Annotated in this window: 8 protein-coding genes; 3 read left to right on the forward strand and 5 right to left on the reverse strand. The window is 45.9% G+C overall.

What is annotated here, in order from left to right; translation table 11 throughout:
- The first annotated feature begins 189 nt into the window (after window positions 1–189).
- Window positions 190–3342 (forward strand): PAS domain-containing protein, encoded by a 3153-nt coding sequence (locus QUB77_RS26895; RefSeq protein ID WP_333179329.1) that lies wholly within the window; start codon window positions 190–192, stop codon window positions 3340–3342.
- A gap of 378 nt (window positions 3343–3720) precedes the next feature.
- Window positions 3721–5835 (forward strand): bifunctional arginine dihydrolase/ornithine cyclodeaminase, encoded by a 2115-nt coding sequence (gene argZ, locus QUB77_RS26900; RefSeq protein ID WP_333179331.1) that lies wholly within the window; start codon window positions 3721–3723, stop codon window positions 5833–5835.
- A 308-nt stretch (window positions 5836–6143) separates the two neighbouring features.
- On the opposite strand, the gene QUB77_RS26905 is transcribed toward argZ, so the two are convergent.
- Both QUB77_RS26905 and QUB77_RS26910 read right to left on the reverse strand, forming a co-directional pair.
- Complete coding sequence (locus QUB77_RS26905; RefSeq protein WP_333179333.1) at window positions 6144–6641, reverse strand: tetratricopeptide repeat protein; 498 nt, start codon at window positions 6639–6641, stop codon at window positions 6144–6146.
- A 105-nt stretch (window positions 6642–6746) separates the two neighbouring features.
- Window positions 6747–7250 (reverse strand): hypothetical protein, encoded by a 504-nt coding sequence (locus tag QUB77_RS26910; RefSeq protein ID WP_333179336.1) that lies wholly within the window; start codon window positions 7248–7250, stop codon window positions 6747–6749.
- A gap of 290 nt (window positions 7251–7540) precedes the next feature.
- On the opposite strand from QUB77_RS26910, the gene QUB77_RS26915 reads away from it, so the two are divergent.
- Window positions 7541–8047: a hypothetical protein gene (locus QUB77_RS26915; RefSeq protein WP_333179338.1), complete on the forward strand. Its 507-nt coding sequence runs from the start codon at window positions 7541–7543 to the stop codon at window positions 8045–8047.
- A gap of 310 nt (window positions 8048–8357) precedes the next feature.
- Here QUB77_RS26915 and QUB77_RS26920 read toward each other — a convergent pair whose 3' ends face one another.
- The 3 genes from QUB77_RS26920 to QUB77_RS26930 all read right to left on the reverse strand — a co-directional run bounded on the left by QUB77_RS26920 (window position 8358) and on the right by QUB77_RS26930 (window position 13943).
- On the reverse strand, window positions 8358–9503 hold the full coding sequence (locus QUB77_RS26920; RefSeq protein WP_333082657.1) for a citrate synthase: 1146 nt from the start codon (window positions 9501–9503) through the stop codon (window positions 8358–8360).
- 233 nt (window positions 9504–9736) lie between these two features.
- The gene (gene sixA / locus QUB77_RS26925) at window positions 9737–10231 is read right to left on the reverse strand and encodes a phosphohistidine phosphatase SixA (protein ID WP_333179340.1); all 495 of its coding nucleotides are present in this window, start codon (window positions 10229–10231) and stop codon (window positions 9737–9739) included.
- A gap of 67 nt (window positions 10232–10298) precedes the next feature.
- The gene (locus QUB77_RS26930; RefSeq protein ID WP_333179342.1) at window positions 10299–13943 is read right to left on the reverse strand and encodes a diguanylate cyclase domain-containing protein; all 3645 of its coding nucleotides are present in this window, start codon (window positions 13941–13943) and stop codon (window positions 10299–10301) included.
- Between the last annotated feature and the right edge of the window lie 724 nt (window positions 13944–14667).

Raw genomic sequence — 14667 nt, forward strand, 5'->3', positions numbered from 1 at the left:
ACTCTGCTCCGATAATTTGAGCTACCAAGACTTTCAAATGAGCATTATTTTTGATATAATGACAGATAATTTAGGAGTGTGCTAGAGAGCCAATAGTTGTGCTGGTTTATCGGAGAGTGTTAGCTACAAGCGGTTAATGACTTTAAAAATATTCCCACATATACAACTTGAATAATTTGAGGGTCTGCTGTGAATACAACTGACAATAAAAATCCAAGACTAGAAACACTTAGACTTCAAAACACTGTCTTACAAGAAAATATTTTAATGGTGGACGACCATCCAGAAAGCTTGCGGCTTTTATCCCAGCTTTTGTCTAAGCGGGGATATAAAGTGCGGCCGACACGAGATGGTAAATTGGCTCTTAACTTTGCTCTGTCGAATCCACCAGATTTGATTTTGCTGGACATCATGATGCCCGGTATGGATGGCTATCAAGTCTGTGAACAGCTAAAAGCTTGTCCGCAAACCAAAGATATTCCTGTAATTTTTATTAGTTCTTTAAATGAAGTATTTGATAAAGTCAAAGCTTTTTCGTTGGGGGGGGTAGACTACATTAGTAAACCATTTCAAACAGAAGAAGTTGTGAGTCGCGTCGAAAATCAACTACTTCTGAGCCGCCTTTATAAACAAATTTTAGCACAAAATGCGCGGCTTCAAGCAGAAATAGAAGAACGCAAGCGGATCGAAGCAGAGCTCCGAGACAGCCAACGCTGGCTGTCGGCAGTAATTCAAACACATCCTAATCTTTTGTACGTTTCCGATTTGATTGAACATCAAACTCTGTATATCAACCGCGAAATTTATAGCGATATTGGCTATTCTTTTGAAGAAATCCAGCAGATGGCAGGAGGATTTCTTCCTAACTTAATACATCCTGAAGATTTGCCAGGATTCTCAGAACACATGAGGAGGATTGAAGCAGCAAAAGACGGTGAAAGCTTTGAGTTTGAGTACCGAGTTCAGCACAAAAATGGTGAATATCGCTGGTTTGTTAGCGTGGATACAGTGTTTGCCAGAACAGCCGACGACAAACCTTGGAAAATTTTGGGAACGGCAACTGAAATTAGCGATCGCAAACAAGCAGAACTAGAACTTAAAACAGCTTTAGCGGCTTTGGAACGGCAAATCAAACAAAGATTTCTGCTAGAAACAATTACTCTCGAAATTCGCTATAGCTTAAAGCCGGAGCAAGTTTTTCAAACAGCGGCCGCCCAAATAGGTCGAATTTTTAATGCCGATTGCTGCTTGATTCACACATATACAGAAGACCCAGTTCCCAGAATTTCTAATGTCGCTGAGTACAGAAAAACAGCCTCTCAATCGCTTTTAGATTTAGAAATTCCCATACAGGGCAATCCTCACGTTGAGTTTTTATTGTCCCAAGATCAAGCTGTAGTTTCTGACGATGTTTTTTCCGAACCCCTGCTAGAAAACGTCCGAGAGTTGTGCTGTCAAATAGGCTTGCAGTCGATGATATCCATCCGCACTTCCTATCAGGGAAAAGCCAACGGAATGATATGCTTGCATCAGTACGATCGCCCCCGCCACTGGACGCAGGATGAGATCAGATTATTGAGCGCTGTGGCGGCACAGATGGGAATTGCGATCGCTCAAGCCAATCTTCTCGAACAAGATAAACAACAGCGACTTAAACTTCAACAAAGCGAAGCTAGTCTAGCAGCAGCCCAGAAAATTGCCCATATCGGCAGTTGGGAATTTGAGTTAGTCACCAATAAAATTACTTGGTCAGAAGAAGTATTCCGCATTTTTGGTCTTGACTCAAGTGCAACTGAACCGACATCTGCCAAACTTTTAAAGATGTGTCATCCCGATGACAGAGAATTATTTCAACAAACAGTCAGCCTAACTATCTCACAAGGCATTGCCTACAAAAGAGAGTTTCGATTTTTACATCCTAGCGGTCAAATTATATACGTGGAAGGAAGGGGAGAAGCTGTTTTTAGCGAAACCGGGGAAGTAATAAAACTGTTGGGAACAGTGATGGATATTAGCGATCGAAAACAAGCTGAAGCAGCTTTGCAAATTAGTGAAGAACGTTTTTATCTGGCATTTGAAGGCAGTGCGATGGGATTGTGGGATTGGAATCTGGCCACGGGAGAAGTCTATTTTAATCCGCGCTGGAAAACGATGCTGGGATATGAAGTAGAAGAAATAGCCAATAGTTCTGCATCCTGGGAGAAACTGGTACATCCAGAGGATTTGTCTCCGGCTAAAGCAGCGCTAAATGCTCACCTCGAAGGCCAAAATCCTACTTACGAAGCGGAATTTAGGATGCTGACAAAATCCGGCGAGTGGAAGTGGATTTTAGCTCAAGCAAAGGTGATGGAACACGATGCTTCGGGAAATCCTTTACGGATGACGGGGACGCATATTGATATTAGCGATCGCAAACAAGCCCAAGTAGAGTTGCAATTTAGCGAACAGCGAGAACGAAAAAAAGCGAAACAGTTAGAAAAGACTCTGGCAGACTTAAAAAAGGCTCAGTCTCAGCTCATTCAAGCTGAAAAAATGTCAAGTATCGGGCAAATGGTAGCGGGAGTAGCCCACGAAATTAATAACCCCATCAGCTTCATCTACGGCAATATTATTCCCGCCGCCAACTACGCTCGCGATTTGGTAAAATTGATCGATCTCTACCAGCAATACTATTCCGAACCCGTTCCCGAAATTGCCCAAGAACTGGCAGAAGTCGAGGTAGATTTTATCGCTGAAGATTTCCCAAAAATCATGGCTTCAATGCAAGAAGGTGCTAACCGAATTAAGCAGATAGTGCTGTCTTTGCGAAACTTTTCGAGACTTGACGAAAAAGAGTGCAAAGTAATAGACATTCATGAAGGGATAGAGAGCACTTTGGTGATTTTGCAGCACCGATTCCAATCACAGCCAAAACGTCGGGCAATTCAAGTTATTAAAAATTACGGAGAACTGCCCAAAGTCGAGTGTTATCCGGCTCAATTAAACCAGGTATTTATGAATTTGCTGGTGAATGCGATCGACGCTATGGAAGAGTCATCAGCCCACTTTACTTGCAAAGTTCACCAGATTCGCATTGTTACTGAAGTCAGCGGAGAAAATCAAGTGTGTGTGCGGATTTCTGACAGCGGGCCCGGTATCCGTCCCGAAGTTCAGTCAAGGATGTTTGACCCGTTTTTTACTACCAAACCGATCGGCAGCGGCACTGGTTTGGGGTTGTCGATTAGTTACCAAATTGTTAAAGACACCCACGGCGGTAAGTTGGACTGTCATTCAGAAGTTGGCCGAGGAACAGAATTTGCGATCGAACTGCCGATTTCGCAAAATTTGAAAGTTAAAAGTTAGGATAAGCTGTTAAATCATGGGGGGTAAATTAACCCTAATTCTTGTAGGGGCCGGTTCACCAACCATCTATAATATAAGCCAGAGATGAGCCTAAACCCGCCCCGAACGTAAGACGGGCGGCAATTGCAACGGAGATCATATTAATCGTTTATCAGAACCTATTTTAGAGTGCGTCATAACCTGACATTTTCTCCAATATTTCCTGCGAACGCTCTGTCCTTTAGTGTAATCTCATCTTAAACATGATATAGTAAAGAGTTAGCCTTTTGAGGCTCCAGACGTGGCGCTGCTAAAATTAGTAGTCAATATTACAGTTGCTATTATACAAACTCTGTCAACATACGTCTGCTGTAGCGTCTACCACATTTTAACTGAATTATGACTGACTCAATTCGCTTCCTCATGTGTGCTCCCGACCACTACGATGTGGATTACGTGATTAATCCGTGGATGGAAGGAAATGTCCACAAATCATCGCGCGATCGCGCCGTCGAACAGTGGGAAAAACTCTACCACGTCCTCAAAGACAACGCTGTGGTAGACCTCGTACCGCCTGCAAAAGGTTGGCCTGATATGGTTTTCACCGCCAACGCAGGCTTACTTTTAGGCAATACCTTCGTCCTCAGCCGTTTCTATCACAAAGAACGCCAAGGCGAAGAACCCTATTTCAAAGCATGGTTTGAAAGCAAAGGTTTCACAGTGCACGAACTCCCGAAAGACTTGCCGTTTGAGGGCGCTGGCGATGCTTTGCTCGATCGCGAAGGACGCTGGTTGTGGGCCGGATACGGCTTCCGTTCCGAACTCGACTCGCACCCGTTACTAGCAAAATGGCTCAACATTGAAGTGCTTTCGCTGCGTTTAGTAGACGAACGTTTCTATCACCTAGACACCTGTTTTTGTCCTCTGACAGGCGGCTATTTGCTCTACTATCCCGCAGCATTTGATTCCTACTCCAACCGCTTAATTGAAATGCGGGTACCACCAGAAAAACGCATTGCCATTGAAGAAGCAGATGCCGCTAACTTTGCCTGCAATGCCGTCAATATTGACAAAATTGTGGTAATGAACAAGGTTAGCGAAGCCTTGAAAACGCGCATCACTGAGGCTAGTTTTCAAGTAATTGAAACGCCGATGAGCGAATTTCTGAAAGCGGGCGGCGCTTGTAAGTGCTTGACACTACGGGTAACGGAACCGGTGCAAGAAGATGGAGCGCCAAACGTGATGGTAGAAAGCCGCACAATTCGCATGGAAGGTCACTTGCTCGATGCTGGTTTAATCAGTCGCGCTTTAGACTTAATTATCGAAAACGGCGGCAGTTTCCAAGTGCTCAATTTCAATTTAGGAGAGCAGCGGCAAAGCACATCCAGTGCAGACGTTAAAGTTTCGGCTCCTTCCCACGATGTGATGGAAGAAATCATGGGAATGCTAATTGACTTGGGTGCAGTGCCGCCACCACAAGAGATTTGCGACGCTATTTTAGAACCGGTAGTGCAAGATGGTGTCGGCCCGGACGATTTTTATGTGAGTACAATTTATCCCACGGAAGTGCGGGTAAATGGCCAGTGGGTGAAAGCGCAAAATCAGCGGATGGATGGAGCAGTTGCTATTACTGAAACTGCTGATGGCCCAGTAGCTAAATGCAAATTACTGCGAGATTTAAGAGTAGGTGAAAAAGTCGTTGTTGATGTAGTGGGTATCCGCACTATCCGCAAAACCGAATCGCGGGAACAGCGCAATTCTCAAGAATTCAGTTTTATGTCGGGCAGCGTTTCTAGCGAGCGCCGCGTAGAATTGGTAGTGGAACAAGTAGCGTGGGAATTGCGCCAGATTCGCGATCGCGGTGGCAAAGTTGTAGTTACGGCGGGGCCTGTTGTTATCCACACCGGCGGTGGCGAACATTTAGCGCATTTGATTCGCGAAGGTTACGTGCAAGCGTTGTTGGGCGGAAATGCGATCGCGGTTCACGACATGGAACAATCGAATATGGGAACCTCTTTAGGGGTTGACATGAAACGCGGTATTGCTGTGCGCGGCGGACACCGCCATCACTTGAAAATAATTAACAGTGTGCGACGTTACGGGAGTATTGCAAAAGCTGTAGAAGCAGGCTTGGTTACTAACGGTGTGATGTACGAGTGCGTGAAGAACAATATACCGTTTTCCCTAGCAGGTTCGATCCGGGATGACGGCCCGCTTCCTGACACGCAAATGGATTTAGTTAAGGCTCAAGAAGAATATACTGAGCTGTTACGGGGTGCAGATATGGTGTTAATGCTGTCGTCTATGCTGCACTCAATTGGTGTGGGAAATATGACGCCGGCTGGTGTGAAGATGGTCTGTGTGGACATTAATCCGGCGGTGGTGACGAAATTGAGCGATCGGGGTTCGATCGAATCTATTGGAGTTGTTACCGATGTGGGATTGTTCCTCAGTTTGTTGGTGAATCAATTGGATAAATTGACCAGCCGTCATCACGTAACTCAATCTGTTTAGATGTAGCGAGTAGGGTGTGTTTTGAAACCCGGAGATCCCCCCTAGCCCCCCTTAATAAGGGGGGGACTGGAAGCACTCAAAGTCAACCCCTACTCCCCTTTTTAAGGGGGATTTAGGGGGATAGAGACTAGGCTACAACCATAATTTAGAGGTGGTTTTAGCCTGGTTCTGGATACCAATGGTTGGCAATGCCCACCTTCGGAAATTTTTATAAATCTTGAGGGCAAAATCAGAAGTAGTAACCGGGAACTTTGAAACACTAACTAGCGTTGCTCGTTCTATTTTTGTTCACTGCTTAAAATTAGCAGTCATCGCTGCTGTATCCGCTGAAGTTCTTGCTGAACGTTTTTGAGGCGATTCATCATGTATTCAAAGTTTTCTCTATCTCCTTGAGCATTATACAGGTTCGCTGCTGTTTGCCAGTCGGCAACTGTTGCTCTAATATCTTTTAAGTTAAGACGAACAGTACCCCGAATGCGGTAAGCATCAGCATCATTCGGTCGAATGCGGATGGCATTATTGCAGTCTCCAAGTGCAGCAGGATAGTCCCCGATCAGAAGTCGTGACAAACATCGGCTTTGGTGTGCTTCAGCAAAATTAGGATTGAGTTTGATAGCTTGGGTGTAGGCTTCAATTGCTCCTTTATAGTCTTTGTTATTAAAAAAATCGTCACCCCTTGTATAGAAGTCTGTGGAACTCGCTTGAGATATAATAACTGCGGGAGAATGGCTAGACGCAGCATTAGGGATTATACCTATTGTGAGTGGAATTGCCACGATGGTGATAACTTGGTATAGAAAATTCATGATTAAATTGATGGGTGTATGTAAGTATATTGAGCGCCTTTTTAAGCTTTTTATCCTTTCGGGTCGGGCGATTTATGAAATAAAGAGGATAGATTTTAATTCCCCTTAGTCGCTAGAGTCCCAATCCTCAATTTTAACTTCCAGTCCACCCATAAAACTTACTCCTAACCAACTTTTAAGAATCGATTCGTTGATACCAACTGATTGACCAGGCTGTAACGTTTGATTAATTCTCACCAGATGCGTGTAGAGAATTGTATTGCCTTTACCGATCTGAATATTTGGGGTACCAATCTTAATGGGTCTACTGCTGCGGTTCGTGATTTTACCTTCAATGAGAGCCCAATTTTCTATTCCTTTTTTTAAGTCTGACGATACTCTTAAGTTAGCAATTAAGGGGTTCTGATTTCGTTCTATTGCCTTTATAGCATCGTCTATCCGTCCTCTCTCACATAGTGGCTCAAGGGATATGTGGTTGCCCGTTTTGGGATCTGTCCAGAAACAGCCCGGATACTCTTGAGCGATCGCACCGCTGTAACCCAAAGGCAAAAACGGAATTACGACAGCACAAAGGGAAGTCACCACACGCAGAAGTTTAAGTCTGGCCATAACACTTGGTTCCTTGAGCTTTTCTAGTGTATTGAGTGCTCAGCCTACAGCTTTTTTCTTAAAACCGATCGGCGTCAACGCTTTGAGAATTCTCTCGAATAGCCTTTTGCTTACAGCTACCGCTTTATGTCAAGCTTATCTTTATCACTCTTCCACATAATATAGCGATCGTCCCTAAGCTGAAAAGCGGGAAAAGACGGATCTTTCTAACCTTTCAGTTATAAGTCGGAAAAAGACGGAGCGAGGCGGTTAAAGTCGGATATAATAATCGAAGTTTCTCACAACCCTTGATGATGGATATTCGCGAGGTACTCGAATTTGTAGATCAAGTTGTCTACGATAAGACAGGTAAACGCCTCAATGATTTACAGCGTGGAATTATCGAGGGAACTCTGAATCGACAAAAGTATGCTGAGATTGCCGATAGTTATCGTCTTTCGGAAGGTCACGTTAAGGATAGAGGTTACGAGCTTTTGCAAATGTTATCAGATGTGTTTGATGAACCCGTTGATAAACACAATCTTAAATCGGTCTTAGAACGGAAAGGAAATCTCAATATTAGTTTTGGCGATAACAATATTAGCAACATTATGGGTTACATCAATATTTGCTCCGATCGCCCCACTCCTACCCCAAATAAAAGCCAGCCTGCGACTCCTGACTTTCAGCGAGACCAGTATCAAGCCAAGATTGAAATGGTGGGTAAGTTACGCCAATTCGGCTTGAAAGACGAGCAAATCGCAGAGTTGCTGGGGCTAACTTTGGAGGAAGTTAAGCAGGTAGACTCGAAGGAATAAAAGTACGGTGCGCCTCGCCCCGCTTACATGACCAGTAATGTAGCGCGTTACTGGGGTGGTTGATATTGATATGCAATAAAAAACCTCAGACCCGCAAGCCTGAGGACCGGAGTTCCTGAAAATCGTCACTTCTTACTATTGTCGCCAACAAACAGCGCAACATACAAGAGGGGTGTAACCCAGCACGGCAGCTTGTGGCAGACAAAAATTGCTTCCTGACTCGGAAGGCGAAAGCAATTGTTAATTCAACACTTCACGAAAGCAAAACAATTATTTTCGCTATTTTCTGATCGGGGTTGATAATTTTGCTTTAGGATGGGAGCCTGTCCTCGATCGCAATATAAGGCTCACCGTGAGTGCCCGTATATATTTGAGTCGGGCGGTAAATGCGGTTTGCCTCTAGCTGTTCCTTCCAGTGGGCCAACCAGCCAGCAACACGGGCGATGGCAAAAACTGGTGTAAATAAGTCGATCGGAATTCCCATTTTTCGGTAAACCAGACCCGAATAGAAATCTACATTTGCATAAATTCCTTTGTGACCCAATTTCTCCTCAACCACTTCTTCCAACTCGACAGCAATGTCGTAATAATCGTCGTGACCGAAGTTCTCAAATAACTGTTCTGCTAACCCTTGGAGAATAGTTGCTCTCGGATCTTTCACCTTGTAAACTCGGTGACCGAAACCCATGATTTTGTCCTTATTTGCAACGCACTTCTCGACAAAAGGCCGCACGTTTTCTACCGAACCAATTTGCTCCAACATATCAATCACTTCTTCATTAGCTCCCCCGTGCAGCGGCCCCGCCAAAGTGCCAACTGCTGAAGCAATTACCCCGTAAGGGTCTGTCAGGGTCGAAGCTGTTACCATTGCCGAAAATGTAGAGGCATTAATTGTATGTTCAGCGTGGAGAGTCAGACAAGTGTCAAAAATGCTAGCTAACAGCGGATCGGGTTCTTGCTCGTTGAGCATATAAAGAAAGTTAGCCGAGTAGTCCAAGTCATCCCTCGGCCGCACCGGGTCATTTCCCCGTCGCATTTGCTGGAACGCTGCTACCATTGTGGGAATTTTAGCTAGCAGCCGCACTACAGCTTCTCGAATGTATGCTGGGTTAGCCAGAGCTCTGCGCGAGTAGAACAAGCCCAGGGCGGCCGCTGAAGCTTGCAGGGCGTCCATGGGATGTCCTCTTTCTGGAAAGCATTTCATCATGTCCCGGATGCGATATTTGATCCGGCGGTGATAGCGAATTTCATGCTCGAAAGCTTCTAGTTCTTCCTTTGTCGGAAGTACCCCCCAGATTAATAAATATGAAGTTTCGAGAAAGGAGCTTTTCAGTGCCAGTTCCTCGATGCTAATCCCGCGATATTCCAGCAACCCTTTTTGTCCATCGACGTAGCTAATGCTGGACAAGGTGGCGGGAACACCTTCTAAACCTGGTTTGAATTCGCCGACGACCATTGCGATACCGTTTTGTGTGAGTTCAATCTACTAAAAGTACATTACCAGAAACGAAGATAGTGTCACACTCTTGACAAATAATCATTTAATTGGGGATCAGAAACCGGGTTTTTCAACAGACAGCCCGATCGCACCGCTGCGTATTGTCGCCCCTCAAACTTGGTTTCGCCGTCCCAGAATGCGGTTTTAAGACTGCTGGCGCGTCCTGTTAATGTCGGGGCGGTTCGCTGTTTCTAGTGCAGCAAAAACTTGGGTGCAGTTAGCCAAAACATTTGGCTGCGGCCCACTGGGGAGCCTGTTTCGGGGAGGATTAAGCCGATGATACCTGCTTTTTTGAGAATCAGGGCGTCTTGCGATCGAGCCCAAAGCAAAGTTTCTGCCCAGTGGCCTAAGTCTGGTTGGTGGCCCACCAGGGCCAAGCTGCGGCTACCTATTTCCTGCCACTGTTTGTACCACTCCAACCAGTTCCCAATGTCTCCTGAAGGTCCAAGGGTGGCGGATTCTTCTATTTGGGAACTCAAACCGACTGTTTGCAGGATTTGGGCGGTTTGCTGCGCGCGCAGTAGAGGACTGGTGAGAATCAGGTCAAACTGAATTTCGAGTTCGTACAGGCGTTCGGCAATTTTCCTGGTTTTACGCTCGCCCTCTTTAGTCAGCGGGCGTTCTGAGTCTGTATCATATTTTTCGGGTGCGGCGGCGATACCGTGCCGGATCAGATAAATAACCATATATTAATACTTCCAGGCATTTTATCCTGTTTTTCTATGAGCGGTCGAGGATATACCTACTTTTTGCCTATTCTACAACTGTATTGAAATCTGCTGGCGCCGTCATCGGGTTTGCGCTTTTGTAGCGATCGCGCCCTTGTCGTTTCGCATCATATAATGCTCGATCGGCGACGGCAACGAGTTCATCGGGTGATGTTTCTGCAGTGGGAATCACAGTTGCAATTCCCATGCTCACAGTCACGATCGAGCTTACCTCAGATTGCTCGTGAGGGATTCCCAAATCTCTGATTGCCTGACGCATCGACTCAGCAACCGCGATCGCCCCTGCAGCATCCGTACTCGGCAGTAGGGCAGCAAATTCTTCGCCCCCATAGCGCACAAACAAATCGGTAGAACGTTTAACCGCGGCGGCAGCAGCTTTCGCCACTTGCACCAAACAAGTATCCCCAGCTTGATGTCCGTAGCAATCGTTATATCGCTTGAAATAATCTACATCTAACATAATCAACGAAAGCTGTTGTTTGCCCTGCATCAGCCGATGCCATTCCGACTGCAATCGCTCATCAAAACAGCGGCGGTTTGCTACTTGTGTTAACCCATCTGTCGTAGCAATTAATCTTTCTTGTTCCGCCCAGTGTCTGAGCATCTCCTCGCCCCGCTTGAGTTCTGTAATATCAGCAAAAGTTGTCAATACTGCATAGGGTTTAGACTGATTGAAATGGAACAGCGGTTGAGAATTAATCGAAATCCAAGTCAGCGTTTGATCCGATTTGTGAATTCCCATCACCACATTCGATCGCCCTTGTCCCGTGCGCAGGGTGAGGATTGCCGGATGCTGTTGGCCCGGGAACGGTTGGCCATCCTCCCGAACGATTCGCCAGTCTAAATCTACGGATGTGCGCCCCATCATTTGCTCCGGGGTCAGCCCTAGAATCCTTTCGGCACTAGCATTACACGCAGTAATTTGTCCGTTTGCTAGCTGGAGTACGACACCTTCTGTCATGCTAGTAATCACAGAACGGTAGCGTTCCTCACTTTCCTGTAATTGACTCAGGAGAATGTTTTTGGCATCAAACTCTGAAGCCAGATTCAGGCTGCTTGCCAGAAACCCAGCCATCAGTTGTAAGGTCTGGATATCTGACTCTGTAAAGGCAGAGGGTTTAGCTGAAAGCACTTTTAAGACCCCAACCCGATCGTCCTGATAGAACAAGGGAACAAGCACCATTGACCGCAGACCAATGCGCTCACAGGCAGCCCGATCCACCCGTGCATCGGTTTCTGAATCCTCGCAAAGCATGATTTGACCAGTCGCAATACATTTTCCCGATAAACTTGTCCCTACTTTGATCCGTAATCCAACATAGGCCCTGGCGATACCGCTGGCTGCCCGATACACCATTTCATCCCCTTCAACCATTTCAATCACTGCTCCATCGGCGCGGGTCAAATCTTGAGTCCTCTCTGCAATCACAGCCATGACTGCATCAAGATTGGGATTGCGGATGGCGATTTCCTGTTGGGTAGCAATCACTATACTCAGACGCTGGAACTCTAGTTGTAATGCTGCTTCTGCTTGCTTGCGATCGGTGATATCCTTCATAAAGCAGTGATGCCCGATCGATCGCTCCTGCGAGTCGTAGGCTGCCAACATCACCAATTGCTTGTAAAAAATCGAACCATCTTTCCTGATACCACGGGCCTCAACCTCCACTCGGCCCTCAGCCAGCATTTTTTGATAAGCCCCCATCATCCTGTCGCAGTCGTCGGGATGAACTGTTTTCTGCCAATTCATACCAACCATTTCTTCAGGCTGATAACCTGCTATATTCGCGTAGGCTTGATTAACGGTGATGTACCGTCCGAAAATATCCAGCCGCGAGATGCCCTCAACTGCATTAGCAAGAGCTGTACTCAATTCTCTGAGTTCTGTTTCCGCCTTGACAAGATCCGTAATGTCTTGGGATGTACCAAACAACCGAATGACTTGTCCCTCTGCATTGAGTTCGGCCTGCCCTCTGGCTTCAGTATGGCGGATAGAACCTTTCGGGCGCAAGACTTTGAGGCGCAATAGATAAGGCTCTCCCCGAGTCAGCGCTCGTTGAACTACTAGGTGTAGCTGTTTGGCACTTTCGGGATGGTAAAGCCGCAGGTTTTCTTCATAGGTAGGTTCGCCAAGTGCCCTGTCGCGTCCCAAAATCTCAAATAGTTGGGGAGACCAGGTAATTTTACCCGTAATCACGTCCCATTCCCAGTTACCGATTTGGGCAACTCGCTGGGCTTCTGACAACCTGGTTTCATTCTGTTGCAGGGCAGTTTCTGTTTGCTGGCGACGAGCGGTAATGTCATTTTCGTTGACGACCAACATCGGGTTGCCTGTTACCGGGTCTTTGGTACACCGCACGTCGATCCTGTGCCAGCGAATCCCAGCCAGAGTAATCACTTGAGCCTCAGTGATCGATACCTCGCCGTACCCTTGAACTCCCATTGCTCGCTCTCCTACCTGAGGGTCAACAAAGTGGCTTAGAAAAGCATTATCTGACGCAGAGCGAGGGTGCAGCGCATCCCCATAACAGCGCAATGCCGCCGGGTTTTCCAGCAGCGGTAAGCCTTCTAGGGTGTACAGGGAAACCATGAGCGTGGTGTGCCGGAGTGCCTCGATCGATCGCAGGATTTCCGGCTCCATTCGATCGGCGCTTTCGACTGTACCCTCGACTAGCATTGCCAAACGCCCGCCCTCAATCCTGATCCCAGAACACCGACAGCGGACAGAAACAGGCTGACCGCCCGGGTAAAACGTCCACTGCTCGGACAAGGTTTTGCCTTGCTGAAACTGCTGCAGATATGTCTGCAAGCGAATCCCAGTAGACTCTGACACATCGCTAAAGTTGCGGCTCACAAGTTCTTGCCGGCTAGAAGCATTCCACAGGTACAAGGATGCTTGGTTTGCCCACCGCATTTGCAAATTCTCAATATCAAATATCCAGATCGGGTTTTGCAACAAGTCAAAGGCCGTGAGGTGGACAATATCGCCGCTCAGGGAATAGGCAAACTTTAGTGGTAGACAATTTTGATGATTGACTCTAGGCGCGCTTTCTGTACTGGTCGCAGTTTGATTTGGTTCTGTTTCGAGTTCCGGCGGTTGATTTGGTCCCAGTACCGGGCGGTGAGATTCCAAGTGCCGCATCGTCAACCCGATGTGCATTGCAACCTGTTGCAGGATCTGAACGTCGAGAGGTTCCCACTGACGCGGACTTCGGCAGTGATGAGCAATCAACAGTCCCCAAAGCTTCGGAGATTGCTGCGGTTTGCCATCTAGCAAGATTGGCGCAACTAAATTTGCCTGAACCTGGAGGCGATCGAGCAATTCGACATCACAAGCTTGAAGATCACCAGCGTGAATATCAGAAATGCTGCTCGTTTGTCCCTGGCTGTAAAGATCTACCCAGGTGGCTTCAAAGCAAGGATCATAAATCTGTTTTCCTAGGGTTGGCGGCCAATGGGCATCAACCGATTCTGCAAATACTACGCCATCTCTATGCGATAGGAAGCGATAAATAATTAGGCGATCGGTTTGCAGCAGCACCCTGGTTTCTTCTAGCGCACATTGCAAAATTGTCTCCAGAGCCACGAACTCGTTGATTTTAAGTGCAATTTCTGAAACTTTTTCTAGGATTTTCTCTAACGACCAAGAGAAAGTCTGTTTTGTAGACATCTCCATGTTCCTTTTTTTGTCAAGCAATTTTCTACTATTCTAACCCGCTACAAAAAAAGTTAATAATTTCTTTTAAGTCGTAACAACAAGTCGCTTGGTTGAAAAAAATTAAACCCACAGTTTATGTTGAAATAAATACTTTCATGAAATACTACACTTTCTTTTTTATTATGTGAGTTAGCCAAAAATTTATGTTTTCCACTCTCTATGTTACTTATTGTACGGCGCTTTTTTATAAAAATTTATCTAACTTTAAAGTCTCCTGCATCAACTCGAAAAACTTGTTGTTGTTTTTAACTTAATTATAGTAATTATCACAAAAATCAGCTTCAATAATTATTAAATTATAATAATTATGTTGTGGAATTTAGTAAACTATATCAAACTAACTTTACCCCGCAACATGGGGTTTTTACCAAAATACTTCGTTGGATCCATTGACAATAGTAAAAAAAACGGTTTCTTGGGTGTGTATTTTTGGGAAACTGGGATTAAATTTATTATTGTTAGTCCTAGACGGAGCAACCGGGTTTTTTAACCCCCTTACTTCGTTCAAATCCTCAATAAGAGTTAAACAACCCGGTTGATGAGAGTTAGAGTGCGTCCAGTGCGGATTGTCAAATTGAGATTTTGCCCGAAACGAGAAAAAAACGCGGCCAAAGCTCGTAGTAACCGGAGGTAGAACCCAGGCTGTTGCTGGAATCAAGGCCGCGCCTAGAAACTT

Origin of the sequence: Microcoleus sp. AT9b-C3 (assembly GCF_036705485.1) — a bacterium.
GTDB lineage: Bacteria > Cyanobacteriota > Cyanobacteriia > Cyanobacteriales > Microcoleaceae > Microcoleus.

Bases quoted from the DNA above. Each gene is read 5' to 3' on its own strand.
- argZ (WP_333179331.1), top strand. From the start codon at position 3,721: ATGACTGACTCAATTCGCTTCCTCATGTGTGCTCCCGACCACTACGAT.
- QUB77_RS26905 (WP_333179333.1), bottom strand. From the start codon at position 6,641: ATGAATTTTCTATACCAAGTTATCACCATCGTGGCAATTCCACTCACA.
- QUB77_RS26910 (WP_333179336.1), bottom strand. From the start codon at position 7,250: ATGGCCAGACTTAAACTTCTGCGTGTGGTGACTTCCCTTTGTGCTGTC.
- QUB77_RS26915 (WP_333179338.1), top strand. From the start codon at position 7,541: ATGATGGATATTCGCGAGGTACTCGAATTTGTAGATCAAGTTGTCTAC.
- QUB77_RS26920 (WP_333082657.1), bottom strand. From the start codon at position 9,503: ATGGTCGTCGGCGAATTCAAACCAGGTTTAGAAGGTGTTCCCGCCACC.
- sixA (WP_333179340.1), bottom strand. From the start codon at position 10,231: ATGGTTATTTATCTGATCCGGCACGGTATCGCCGCCGCACCCGAAAAA.
- QUB77_RS26930 (WP_333179342.1), bottom strand. From the start codon at position 13,943: ATGTCTACAAAACAGACTTTCTCTTGGTCGTTAGAGAAAATCCTAGAA.